The organism is Acinetobacter sp. CAU_H_S170_2, from assembly GCF_058890445.1.
In genome coordinates this window covers 3230978-3244418 of the sequence record NZ_JBZYAE010000001.1, presented here as the reverse complement: position 1 = coordinate 3244418, position 13441 = coordinate 3230978, and the positions used below count along the sequence as shown (strand labels likewise).

Below are 13441 nucleotides of genomic sequence, written 5' to 3'. Positions count from 1 at the left end.
GGTGGTGATGGTTTGAACTTGATTTTCTTACCCGGTGCATCGGGCAATACGGCATTTTGGCAACCTGTCATACAGTGTCTTCCTCAGGACTATTCAACCATGGTCGTCGCTTATCCGAGCTTTGGTGGCTATCCTGATGATGTGGATATACAGAGTTTTGAGGGCTTACAAGACGATGTATTGAATCAAATCCAACAGCCTTCTGTGGTCGTTGCACAATCGATGGGCGGCATTTTTGCAGTACAAGCTGCCTTACAAAAGCCTGAGCAGGTGCAGGCTTTGGTACTCGTGGCAACCTCAGGTGGCATTGATTTAAGTTCTTTTCAGGTGGCGGATTGGAGAGAGGATTATCAACAGAGCTTTACGGTTCCTGATTGGTTTGTTCAGCATCAGTCTGATTTGACGAGCAGTCTGGAGCGTATCCAGTGTCCAGTTTTGTTGATTTGGGGCGATGTAGATCCGATTAGTCCTGTTGCGGTGGGGCAGGCCTTACACCGTCAAATACCACATGCTAAATTGCACATCGTGTCACAGGGTCAACATGATTTGGCTTATGTGCATGCGGAGCATGTTGCGCAATTGATTCAAAATTTTCTCGTCAAACTCAGAGTATAAAAAAGGATGCCTCGGCATCCTTTTATTTTTTAGCGCTTGACCACAATCGAATCAATCCCGCTATGTTGTAGGGTTTGCTGTGCAATCACCGCGGCTTCTTGCGAGTCATATGGCCCTGAAATCACGCGATACCATGTTTGGCCGCCTTCAACGGTTTTGACGACATCGGCAGAGAGACCATTTAAGATAATTTCTGCACGACGTGCATCGGCACTGTCAGGGTCGGGGTAGCTACGCACTTGCAATATAAAACTTGGCGCTTGCGGTGTCGGTGCTGCTTCGGTTAAACCTGGTTCAGCAGGGGTGCTTTCTTCGGCAGCAGGTGCTTCAACAATCACGACGGTGCTTGGATTGTCTTTGGTTTCAGGAATGGCTTGATCAGGAATTGGCGTCACTTGCTGCTGTGGCAGTAGGTCATAGAAACGGTAGTCTTTATTGGTTTCTTCTTGATAATGTTCCGAAGTGATTTGACCTTTCGGCTTCACTGGTGCCCAAGGCTTCCACAGTAACAGTGCTACAGCAAAACAGAGCACGATTAAAATGACCACAAGTGTACCGAGCCAAGCTGGAATCAGTGGCTTTTTGGGTTTGTTCGGTCTTTCAGATACACCGCGCTGCGTTTTTCCAAACACGTGGAAACCTCTTTTCTTTTAATCAATATGAGGGACTGGCCCATTCTTTTCTTTATTTTAATACTTGGCCTCAATGGATTCAAAGAGGCATCATCGTAAAATAAAGAATCGCTTTACAAAATTCAAGTTTCGCAAAGCGAGCAATACATCAGGGTTGATATGGTTACTTCGGGCATAGCCCTGTGTCTTGCGACGATGTGCAAAGCGTTGCTTTTTACATCGGTACCTCAAGCATAGCTTTCGGTCTTACAGCCATGTGTGAAGCTTTGCTTTGCTGGTTACATCGTCTCAGGTGCAGACACACCTAGTAACTCTAAACCATTACGCAAAACTTGTTGTACGTTTATTGAAAGTAATAAACGGGCTTGCGAAAGGGCAATATTCTGTTCGTCGATAATTCTTGTATTATCCAAGTTATACCAACCATGGAATAACGCTGCGAGTTCTTTCAAATAGTTACCCACTTGGTGTGGTTCATAGCTATTTGCAGCACGAAGCACAATTTCAGGATAGGCCGCAAGTTTGGCAAGAATTTCAGTTTCAGCATCAAGAGTTAATAAGGTCGCATCGTAATTGGCTGCTTTGCTACGATCAAAACTAATGCCTTTTTCAGGTGCTTTCACATCGACCATACGATTGACACGTGCATGCGCATACTGGATGTAGTACACCGCATTGTCTTTGCTTTGTGAAACTGCAAGGTCTAAGTCAAAGTCAATGTGTTGCTCAGACTTACGCATCACGTAGTAGAAACGCGCAGCGTCGTTGCCCACTTCTTTACGCAGGTCGCGTAAAGTCACGAACTGACCAGAACGAGATGACATTTGTACCATCTCACCACCACGCCATAGGCTGACGAACTGAACCAATAGAACGGTGAGTTTTTTCGAGTCATAACCCAAGGCATCAATTGCGGCTTTGACCCGTGAAATATAGCCATGGTGGTCTGAGCCCCAGATATCAATGATATCGGTATAGCCACGTTGTAATTTGTTCAGGTGATAAGCAATGTCAGAAGCAAAGTAAGTGGTTTGTCCATTACGGCGCTTCACAACACGGTCTTTTTCATCGCCAAACTCAGTCGATTTGAACCAAATGTTGCCGTCTTTTTCATATAAGAAACCACGTTGTTCTAAAGTTTCTAAAGCTTCATCAATTTTGTCTGTCAATGAAGCTTCACTGAACCATTGGTTAAAGGTTACACCAAACTCGCCCAAGTCATCTTTGATGTCATCTAAGATCGCATTCAGCGCTGCTTGGTGGAATACGCGGTAAGCTTCACCGATTAAGCTTTGTGAATTATGGATTAAACCATCGATGTGCTTTTCTTTGTCGCCTGAAAGGACAACTTTATTGCCTTCAGCATCGAGTTTTTCTGCATATTGCACATCTTCAGGAACATCTTTATACACGTCTGCTACAGGGCGAACGTAAGCATCGCCATCAGCATCGATAATACTTTGCGCGATTTCTTTAACATAATCGCCTTGATAGGCATTTTTAGGGAAAACCAGTTCTTGGCCTGTTAATTCGAGGTAGCGTAAATAGGTAGATGTTGCAAGGATGTCCATTTGACGACCTGCATCATTCACATAATATTCACGGTCTACTGTTGCACCTGTTGCCTCAAGCAAGGTTGCAACGGTCATCCCATAGGCTGCGCCACGACCATGACCAACGTGCAAGCTAGACGTTGGGTTGGCAGAAACGAATTCTACTTGGATTTTCTTCGCAGCATTGGCTTGAGTGCGACCAAATTGTTTGCCTTGCGCTTGAATTTGATCAAGTACAGCAAAACGTTGGTCAGCATTTAAAAAGAAGTTAATAAAGCCAGGACCTGCGATTTCTGCTTTGCTGATGTCCGCCACTTCAGGCAGTGCAGCAAGAATTTTTTCGGCTAAATCACGTGGCTTCATACCCGCAGCTTTAGAGGCAATCATCGCGATATTGGACGCGAAATCCCCGTGGCTTCGGTCTTTGGTACGCGTCAAAGTACTGCTGTTGTTCCAGTCTGCTGGAAGGATACCTTCAGCTTGAAGGTTTTGTACTGCGTGCTCGAGAGCTGCTTGGATTGCCGTGTTCATATTCAGTCGAAAATTTAATGTCGCAGAAAAACGCTAAATATAGCAAATTTCCGCGTCTTTAGGTGAATCCATTTTTATAGAGTAAAAAATGTTCACTAACTGCTAACGATTGCGCTGCAATAAACATGAAAAGCGCAGTATGATGAAAACCAAAACGCATACTTTTAAGGATAAAACGTGTCTGAACAGCGACCGATGATCATTGGCAATATTCCCAAGTTACCAGCAAAATATGCCATGTTTATTTTGCCGTTTTTTATCTCATTTTTTATGAGTGGCATTATCTCGATGATCAATCTTTGGCGCAATTTGGGCTGGGTGGACAATTTCCTACAGGTTTGGCTGTCCGCATGGATGATGTCTTGGGTGGTGGCTTATCCTGTCGTGCTCATTGTACTGCCGATTGTGTGCCGTTTGACTGGTGTATTTGTCGATATGTCACATTTGAACCCACCCAAATAAGCCCCATTTTAGCTATTTTCACGGCATGAAACAGGTTTGCTCAGGAGTTCCGCATTTTGGTTTTGAAAACGATACAGTTTGCCTGCGTGAAAGAGCTTAATCACTTGGGCACTGGCAAGCTGTTGTTGAAAACGACTCAGGGTTTGGCGTTGAAATGGATCAAAGGGATTGCCGTAGTTTTTGTTGTCGAGTAAAAACTGAATCTGTCCTGCTTCTTTAGCATAGCCGTATAAGATACGTTTGCCTTGCGCATCTTGAAGCTCAAACGTAGGCGGATGACTGCTGATTTTACAATTCAGACGCAGTGAGAGCACAAAGCCTTCGGTCGATTTGTTTTGTAGCTGATAAATCCCTTGTTTTTCATTCTCCAAATAGACCCATTGGTTCAAGGGTAAATTTGCACTGAGTTGCTCATATTGCTCGATGGTGGCTTTACTGATATCGACAATGCCTTTGGGATCGATTTCAGGTAATTTTTCTTTATGACTAAATACCCCTGTAATTTTATCACTCAGCGTATTTTGCGTTGTAGAAATGGATTGGCATGCTGTCATTTGCGTGAGGCAAAGACATGTAAGGCTTAACAACATCAGTTTTTTGATGATCATTTTTCATATAAAGAAGAAATAAAAGCGCTAGCTTAGCTTGAGCTTTATTCAAGTTCAAATTTTATCCATGCGCTATTTGGCTGAAAGATTGCCGCAAACTTGATTTTTATTTTCAGACTAAATCGCTTTGATAATTGCATCACGCTTATAAATATCAAAAGACGAGTAAATGGCGCTAAGCTAGTAGCCGAATTAGATGCATAGATTCTCCCCATAGGTTCATCTAAATCTATGTATAACGAGATAGGTAATGACGACAGAATATTTAAAGACAAAACAACCCTTATACATCCCTTATGCGGGCAATACCTTACTTGAGTTGCCGCTGTTAAATAAAGGATCGGCGTTTACGGAAGAAGAGCGCACTCGCTTCAACTTACATGGTTTAATTCCACATGTTGAAGAAAGCATTGAAGAGCAAAGTCAGCGTTCTTATCAACAGTATTGTGCTTTTAATGATGCGATCAATAAGCACATTTACTTGCGTAACATTCAAGACACCAACGAAACCTTGTTCTATCACCTCATTGAAAACCATTTAAGTGAGATGATGCCGATCATCTATACTCCAACGGTGGGTGAGGCTTGTCAGCGTTTCTCGGATATTTATCGCCGCCATCGTGGCACATTTATTTCCTATCCAGACCGTGCGCATATTGATGACATCTTGCATAACATCAACAAGAAAAATGTCAAAGTCATTGTGATTACCGATGGCGAGCGTATTTTAGGCTTGGGCGACCAAGGCATTGGCGGAATGGGTATTCCGATTGGAAAATTGTCGCTATATACCGCGTGTGGGGGTATTAGCCCAGCTTATACTTTACCAATTACCCTCGATGTCGGGACCAATAATCAGCAGTTACTGAATGACCCGATTTATATGGGCTGGAATCAACCGCGTATCAGTGGTGATGAGTACTATGCTTTTGTTGATGAAGTGATTGCTGCAATCAAGCGTCGTTGGCCGAAAGCGTTGATTCAATTTGAAGACTTCGCGCAAAATAATGCCATGCCGTTATTGAATAAGTACCGTGATGAAATCTGTTGTTTTAATGATGATATTCAAGGTACGGCAGCCGTTTCTGTGGGCAGTTTGATTGCTGCATCACGTGCGGCAGGTAAACAGCTCAAAGATCAAACCGTTGCCTTCTTAGGTGCGGGTTCAGCAGGCTGTGGGATTGCTGAGCAAATTGTTGCGCAGATGAAAGTTGAAGGTTTAACTGATGCCGAAGCGCGTGCACGCGTGTATATGGTCGATCGTTTTGGTTTAATCACTGAAAATCAGCCGAATCTACTCGATTTCCAACGTAAATTGGCGCAAAAGCCAGACGTGATAGCGCAATGGGGCAATGCTGAAGAGGTGATTTCACTGCTCGATGTCGTGAAAAATGCCAAACCTACCGTGTTGATTGGCGTATCGGGTCAGCCGGGCTTATTCACTGAAGAAGTGATTCGTACTTTGGCTTCGAACTGTGATCGTCCGATTGTGCTGCCACTGTCTAATCCAACGTCGCGTGTTGAAGCCGTGCCAGCAGATATTATTCACTGGACGGATGGCAAAGCTTTGATTGCGACAGGCAGTCCTTTTGCCCCTGTCAATTATCAAGGCAAAATTTATAATATTTCGCAGTGCAATAACTCATATATCTTCCCGGGCATTGGGTTAGGCGTGATTGCCGCTAATGCAACCCGTGTGACCGATTCGATGTTAATTGCATCGAGCAATGCTTTGGCAGATTGTTCCCCGATGTTGACCAACCCTACAGCAGATTTATTGCCTGAGATTGATGAAATTCAGAAAGTCTCTAAGCTGATAGCCTTTAAAGTGGCCAAAGCAGCAATGGATGCAGGTGTAGCCCCGATTATTAGTGATGAGCAATTGCAACACGCGATTGAGAAAAACTTCTGGAAGCCAGAGTATCGTCACTATAAACGTGTTGCCTTCTAAAGCTGAAAATGAGATTGAACAAAAAGGAGCGTAATGCTCCTTTTTGTTTTTTGAGAGCTGCGTCTTCATTAACATTATTTTACTAGATTAAAAAAAAGACATTTTGTACACTCCGCGCACAAGTATAAAAACCAATAACTTAACAATGATCATGTTCAATTCTATTTATAAAATGCTGGAATCCTTTGGATTCGGCTCACAAAAACGTGCTCTGCATATTCATTTTTCCAATCTGGCTTTGAACACACAGGTGTTTATTCAGCGCATTGAGGGTGAGCACAGAATCAATCAAGGCTTAAAAGCTGAAATTTTATGTCTATCGACTAATGCTTATCTGCCTTTAAAACAGTTCATCGGTGGCCGTGTCGCAGTTGATCAGGTCACGGATGTGGGGCAACTTTCCCGTCTGACGGGGGTGATTACCAGTGCCAGTCAGGGGCAAAGCGATGGCGCGCTAACTGTTTATAAACTTACCGTTGAAGATGCAACTGCGCTGTGGCATAAGCGCAGAAACAGTCGCGTGTTTATGAGTAAAAGTGTTCGTGAAATCACTGAAATTCTGTTTAGCGAATGGCAAAGTCACAGTACATTATTTGCAGCCAGCTTAAGCCTGAACTTAGACGGTTTGAGTCGTGATTATGATGTACGACCTTTTGTCATGCAATCTAATGAAACCGACGCTGAGTTTCTCACTCGATTATGGCGGAGTGAAGGTATTAATTGGTTGATCGATGAACAAGCTCCGATGGTGCTCAGTTCGTCGGAACCGATTCAGGCACAGCAACTTCGTTTGATGGATGATAATCAAGCTTTTACAGCACTGGGCCGCCGAAAGATTCGTTTCCACCGCAGCCATGCCACTGAGCCTTTTGATAGCATCACCAGTTTTATTGCTGAACGTCACTTACAATCCACCATGGTACAGACGCAGCGTTGGCAAGCGCAACATTTAGCTCAAGATCAGAGTCAGGCTGTATTGAGTGCACATCAGCATAGTGATCAACAAGACAATGAAAGTTTGGGGCTGGAACAAGTCTGGTGTGTCAGTCCAGCATGGACGGCTGATCTACAAGGTGAGGATCAGGCCACGTCTGCTAATAGCAGTCAACTAGATCGTCTCAACCAACAACTGAACCAATATCATGAGCTTCAGGCCAAATATTTCACAGCAAAAAGTAGCGTTCGAGATGCGCAAGTGGGCTATTGGTTTGAAATGGTGGATCATCCTGAAATAGAACAGCATGTGTCCGCAGAGCGTGAATTTCTCATTTTAGGCAAAGTTTTTTATAACCAAAATAATTTACCCAAAGAGTTATTACAGCAAATCAATTTATTACTAAAAGGAAGTCGCTGGCAAGGTCTGAGTGAGGAACGACAAGCCAATGAACTCTTTGTCGTACGCCGTGAAGTCAAAATTGTTCCTGAATATCAAGCGTGGATACACCGTCCAGCAGCCCATCCTTTACGGGCCAAAGTCGTCGGGCCTGAAGGGGAAGAAATTTATGTGGATGCATGGGGACGGATTAAAGTTCGCTTCATGTTTACACGTAGTGATGACCATGCTCATGATGGTGGTGCAGGTGCAAATGACAATGACACGGACTCGGCATGGGTCGATGTATTGACTCCATGGGCGGGTGAGGGATATGGCGCACGTTTTCATCCGCGTGTCGGAGAAATTGTGGTCATTGACTTCTTTGAGGGGGATGTCGATCGACCCTTTGTCGTAGGGCGTATTCATGAGGCCGAGCGCCACCAAACCATGTTTGATGTGAAAGGGACATTGCCTGCGACGAAGAAACTCAGCGGGATCCGTTCACAAGAGGTTGCAGGGCCAGGCTTTAACCAACTGCGTTTTGATGATACGACAGGACAAATTAGTGTGCAGCTACATAGCAGTCATGGAGCGAGTCAGCTTAATCTAGGTAACCTCAGTCATCCGAAAGCAACTGAAAACAGTGATGGGCGTGGTGAGGGTTTTGAGTTAAGAACGGATCAATGGGGAGCCATGCGTGCAGGCAAGGGTCTCTTGATTAGTACCTATGCACAGGATCAAGCGGTCGCAGATCATTTGGCTGCATCCGAAGCCCAGTCCATCTTACAGCAAGGTCATGACAGTATGCATATGTTGAGTACTTTGGCTGTTAAACAACAGACTGATGCACTGAATGTGGTTAATCGTCTGCCTAAATTGATTCAGTCTGTAGAGTTAAAAGGGGCCAATCAAGCACTCCAAGCAACCGTTGGTTTATTTAAAACGGCAGTTAGTCAGGATCCGATTTCGGCATTAAAAACGTGCGGTGGTTTTCTTGAGGATATTCAAAAATTTGGTCAAGATACGGACAATTTGATCAATGAGTTTAAAGATTATTTTCAGGATACAGAGGCTTCAATAGGCAATTTAAAAGCCTTTATCGATAACCTCGAAGAACATGGTTCAGATGCTTTGAAAAGTCAGTTGCAAGGCGTTAAAGAAAAATTGAATGCGGATCCATTCGCTGCTTTAAAAGATGTAGGCAAAGTGATTGCCAATGTTGATATGAAAGACTTTGACCTGACCAGTGCTTGCGGAAGCTTTAATAAAGGCAGCAAACTGAATGTTAATCCCATGCAGGCATTGGGCTCCATGCAAGGTTTTATGGAGACATATGCTCAAGAGGCAGAGCAAACGCAGGATACTCAGAATCAAGCTCAAGCGAAGATTTTTCGTCAGGCTTTAATGTTGTTGGCTTCCCCCAATGGTATTGCCTTAACGACGCCTGAAGATATTGTTTTACAGGCTTCTCAAGACATCGCTGAAAGTGCACAGGGGTCCATCAACTTAAGTGCTCAGAAGAATATTATTGCGCATGCACAGGATAAAGTGAGCTTATTTGCTGCACAAAAAGGGCTAAAGGCATTTGCTGCAAAAGGAAAAGTTGAATTACAGGCACAAGATGATGCGATAGAGGCGATTGCGCGTAAGGTGATTAAGTTAATTTCAACAGAAGATAAAATAGAAATAACCAGTCCGAAGGAAATTGTACTGACTGCTGGTGGTTCACAGCTCAAAATTAATGGGGATGGGATTTTTACGACAACAGGTGGAAAGTTTGAAAGTAAGGCGGGTCAGCATAGTTTTGTGGGTGGGGCTACAGTAAATGCTGAATTACCTAAAATGCCTGAAAGTGGAATGTATAGTATGAGGTTTGATCTGAGCCAAATTTTTGATCCGAATATATTGAAAAATATGAAATATAAATTAATAAATCATTCTAAAAAAATTGAAGCTGAATATGAGTTTGAGCAGCAAAGCAGTGCACGTGTTTATAGTGACTCTGTTGATAATGTAGAACTCTCATTAGTACCAGGCGCATATTTGACAGAAATTAAAGACTTACCCCCTGAACAAGAGACAGAGTCTTTGGATGAGGATGAAGTTACAGGATGTGGTTGTGGAGAGGAGCATGAACATATACGTAATAATGCAAGGGAGGTTGAATAATGCTTAATAAAAAAAATATTGCTTGTTTAATTTTTGTTTTTTTATCACTAAAAATTTATGCAGAAGATGATTTTAATGTTATTTCGCAATGTACTGATGAATTTGAAACAAGTTGTGATTTAGTATTGATAAATGGTAGTGAAAAAAATATTTTCTTACGTAATATAAAATCACCAAGTATTGAAGAAATTGGTAAAGATGTTTTCCATGTGGTGAGTTCATGTGGTTCGCCTTGTGTAGGGAATTATTTTATTGGTAAGCATGCAAAAGATTATACTGAGGAGTTGATTAAGGTTGATTTTAAATCAAAATGCATTATAGAGAGTGATAGTAATGAAAAGAAAATATATGCAAAAAAAATATTTTCTAATACTAGAAAAACTTTAATAAATTTAAATGAAAAAAAATTTGATATTCTTCCATCAAAATTTAATTATTATAGTGATTTTAATGAGATGTCGTATTTTGATAAATTTGGTAATCTAAATTTGATTGCAAATGATTTTGGTGAAATTTTATTTAAAAAGAAAATAAAAAACCCATGTGGAAATTATGAAAAATGAGCTATTCAGAAGAGTTTATTAAATATGTTGGAACTGTAGCGGGTGAAGCAGGAGGATGTAGTGTAAATACCTGGAAAGCTGTTGCCCATTGTATAAAGAATAGAATAGGTTTTGCAGAGTGGGTCAATGCGAGAGATGTTAGTGATATTTTAAAAAAGAATTTTGATGCAATTACTGATAAAAATGGACCTTTTAAAAAAGCTGTGACAGAAATGCGTTTAGGAAATATATCGGATCATACACAAGATATTATTGATGCGATATCTCCAATTTATCAAGGATTAGAAGAGGATATAACAAACGGAGTTGTTTTATATTTTAGTCCTAAAGCTCAAGCCGCTTTACATAGCAAAAACCCTAGTAAATATACTTCTTTAATCCCAGATTTTGCTAAAAGCTCTTTAACTGAAGAAGTGAAAATAAAAGGAACAGAAAATGATGATATGCAATGGTACAAATATAAAGGTACATCTCGTTTCTATGTTCAATTTGTGGATAGAAGTGCTAATGTCCTTGTTAAATCTAAAGTAAGCATTGGGTACAAAAAAACGAAAGAGGTTCCATCACTTACTAACTTAATAACCAATAATCAGGGTAAAATCAGATCATTTTTAGTAAAAGATGGTTGGGGGGCAAGATTTACTGTTGATGGTGTTCAACTTCTTGATAAGAATAAAAAAGAAATAATGCTAATTGCAGATGGAAAAAATCATTCATCAGTGTTAGTGGTTGAAAATGGTAGTAGTGGAATAAAATCTCAAACGGATATTCATATCCAACAACCGAGGTCTTCACAGAAGAAAGAGCCTGCGAAAGAGGATGAAAACGCGAGCATTGAGCAAACGTCGAAAGTAGATGAAAATGATGTTCAGCAAAAAAATATTAATTTCAGTATTAAGGTTATAGATAGTGAAAATAAGACGATTCCCAATTTTTCTTACTTTTTAAAATATAAAAATATTGAAAAGAAACACCGTGCAGGTGCTGATGGTATTGAAAATGGCTTAATAGGATTAAGTGGTGAGGAAATTGTAGTTTTAATTAGTGGACGAGACACAAAGCAAGAGATTAATCGTTTTACAGTACAAGATGGTATGGGATTAAAAACTGTAAAACTTAACTTACATACTTTTGATATACTTTTTAGGCATGGAAGTACTAAAAAACCTATAACAAATTTAAATTTAATTCAAAAATATAGAAATATCTCAAAGCCAAAAAAAACCAATAGTAGTGGAAAAATAACGGTTAGTGCGATGCCAGGATTTGAACTTAATTATAAATTGAGAGATGAACGGAACTTACTTACAATCAAAGTTGATAAAAATAAAGCACTTCGTATTATAGATGTTGATTCTTCTGCAATAGAACAAGCATCAAAAAATATCAAGGTGGGTAGCAAAGTTTATGAAACGCAACAACCGATTGCTATTCCTTCCGAATCAAAACGTAAACAACCAATTCAAAAGCCTGTTGAATCTCAGGATTCTACTCCTAAGAGAGATGAAAAAGTAAAAACCAGCACTGAAGGACATCCTAAAACAATTGTTACAGATAATAGTGATATAGAATTTAAAGTCTTAACTTATGACAAAGTATCTCATCAATTGGCTAGTGATTGTGAATATGTACTTGAGTATAAAGGAAATAAAAAATCTCATATAAGTGGCGTTAGTGGTATAGGGGCAAAAAATCATAAGGGACAATCTGGGCAAACAATTAAAATTTTTGAAAATAATAACTTGTTGACTCAGATTGTATTGCAAAAAGATATGCAACCTATATCTATTCATGTTACTAAACCAGATTTCTCACAACTAAGAGTTAGTGGTGCTGATTGGTGTGGTTTATTTCTACAAAGTAGTAGTCTAAATGACTTGGCTGAACCTTTTAAAACGAACGCAACAAAATTTATTAATGGTATGAAAAATGCCGGTATTAATGTTGTAATTAACACAACTTGGCGCCCTGATAAAAGAAGTTATTTAATGTACTATTCTACAGCAATAGCAAGAGGGAAAATAGCTGTAGATAAAGTACCTCCTTTCCCAGGAGTAAGTATTGATTGGACACATAACGGAAAGAAAGCTGAAGCAGTAAAAGCTGCTAAAGCAATGCATCAAAAATATGGTATAGGGGATAACCCAGTGGGTAAACCAGGATCCTCAAACCATAATAGAAAAATGGCAGTAGATATGAAAATATCTAATTATATTGGAAAAGTTGTGACTATTGATGGTGAAAGCACAAAAATTACCAGTTGGTCTACATTAACGCAATTAGGGAAAAAACATAGTGTAATTTGGTATGGTAGTAAAGATGCACCTCATTGGTCACACACAGGTAGGTAAAAGTGATTTATAAAACATTGATTATTATGTGCTTATTAAGCTTAAATGCTTGCGAAACTAAATATTTAGGTGAGACTGCTCATGCTAAATCGATTGAACAACAGAAAATAGAGACGCCACAATCAGATTTATCACCTGGGAAGATTTTGCACAGTAGTAAAGATGTAAAGAAAGCCTTAGATAATAAAATTTATGTATTATTAAACTCTAAAGAAGGATGTATTGTAAGTGAAAAACCAATTAATAATGATGTTATTATTATATATAAGGAAGATGAAAAATTTAAATATGATATGGTGAAACCAGCAACTAAAAAGGATGATACTGATTGTGTTTCAAACTTAACGTTTGTAACTGATGAACCTAACTATTTTTATAATATTGATAAAAGAACTCGAACCTCTATTCGAGGTTATGGTTTTCAGTTAAGTCAAAGCCAAATTATGTATAATAATGGAAAGATTAGAGGAGTAGATCTAATTGGAAATAGTATTCCAAATATTATAACTGAATGTTTTTCACAGGAAGGTTCACATTTTAATATTTGGGGAGGGCACAATAATGAGGAAAAACTATTGCACCGTTATACTTTTTTAGATATGGATATACAGCCATCATGTACTGAAAATGATAAAATAGTTAGCTCAGGCTTGTTGGATTTAAAAAAATAAGAATAAAAAGAAAGGTAATT

Annotated in this window: 10 protein-coding genes; 7 read left to right on the top strand and 3 right to left on the bottom strand. The window is 40.0% G+C overall.

The annotated features are described in order from the left end of the window. The first annotated feature begins 12 nt into the window (after positions 1-12). The gene (locus tag AC5EUN_RS15890) at positions 13-615 is read left to right on the top strand and encodes an alpha/beta fold hydrolase (protein ID WP_159153472.1); all 603 of its coding nucleotides are present in this window, start codon (positions 13-15) and stop codon (positions 613-615) included. A gap of 29 nt (positions 616-644) precedes the next feature. Here the strand turns inward: AC5EUN_RS15890 and AC5EUN_RS15885 are convergent, their stop codons facing one another. Together AC5EUN_RS15885 and argS are read right to left on the bottom strand one after the other, a co-directional pair. Continuing rightward, a complete protein-coding gene (locus AC5EUN_RS15885) occupies positions 645-1247 on the bottom strand; it encodes an SPOR domain-containing protein (RefSeq protein WP_004684390.1) in 603 nt (200 codons plus the stop codon). Positions 1248-1525: 278 nt separating this feature from the next. Further along, complete coding sequence (gene argS / locus AC5EUN_RS15880; protein WP_159153423.1) at positions 1526-3331, bottom strand: arginine--tRNA ligase; 1806 nt, start codon at positions 3329-3331, stop codon at positions 1526-1528. A 177-nt stretch (positions 3332-3508) separates the two neighbouring features. Here argS and AC5EUN_RS15875 point away from each other — a divergent pair, with 177 nt between their 5' ends. After that, entirely contained in the window at positions 3509-3793 is a 285-nt protein-coding gene (locus AC5EUN_RS15875) for a DUF2798 domain-containing protein (RefSeq protein WP_159153422.1), read from the top strand. Between the two features lie 8 nt (positions 3794-3801). Here AC5EUN_RS15875 and AC5EUN_RS15870 read toward each other — a convergent pair whose 3' ends face one another. Continuing rightward, positions 3802-4347: a YfjT/YkfB family phage-associated protein gene (locus AC5EUN_RS15870; RefSeq protein ID WP_493352418.1), complete on the bottom strand. Its 546-nt coding sequence runs from the start codon at positions 4345-4347 to the stop codon at positions 3802-3804. Positions 4348-4651: 304 nt separating this feature from the next. Here AC5EUN_RS15870 and AC5EUN_RS15865 point away from each other — a divergent pair, with 304 nt between their 5' ends. The 5 genes from AC5EUN_RS15865 (at position 4652) to AC5EUN_RS15845 (ending at position 13421) form a co-directional block, all read left to right on the top strand. Continuing rightward, the gene (locus AC5EUN_RS15865; RefSeq protein WP_087013913.1) at positions 4652-6352 is read left to right on the top strand and encodes an NAD-dependent malic enzyme; all 1701 of its coding nucleotides are present in this window, start codon (positions 4652-4654) and stop codon (positions 6350-6352) included. Between the two features lie 151 nt (positions 6353-6503). Beyond that, entirely contained in the window at positions 6504-9836 is a 3333-nt protein-coding gene (locus AC5EUN_RS15860) for a type VI secretion system Vgr family protein (RefSeq protein ID WP_159153420.1), read from the top strand. Next, on the top strand, positions 9836-10399 hold the full coding sequence (locus tag AC5EUN_RS15855) for a hypothetical protein (RefSeq protein ID WP_160362247.1): 564 nt from the start codon (positions 9836-9838) through the stop codon (positions 10397-10399). The genes AC5EUN_RS15860 and AC5EUN_RS15855 overlap by 1 nt, the downstream gene beginning before the upstream one ends. After that, complete coding sequence (locus tag AC5EUN_RS15850) at positions 10396-12750, top strand: hypothetical protein (protein WP_159153418.1); 2355 nt, start codon at positions 10396-10398, stop codon at positions 12748-12750. The genes AC5EUN_RS15855 and AC5EUN_RS15850 overlap by 4 nt, the downstream gene beginning before the upstream one ends. A 2-nt stretch (positions 12751-12752) precedes the next feature. Continuing rightward, a complete protein-coding gene (locus tag AC5EUN_RS15845) occupies positions 12753-13421 on the top strand; it encodes a hypothetical protein (RefSeq protein ID WP_171519365.1) in 669 nt (222 codons plus the stop codon). The last annotated feature ends 20 nt before the right edge of the window (positions 13422-13441 follow it).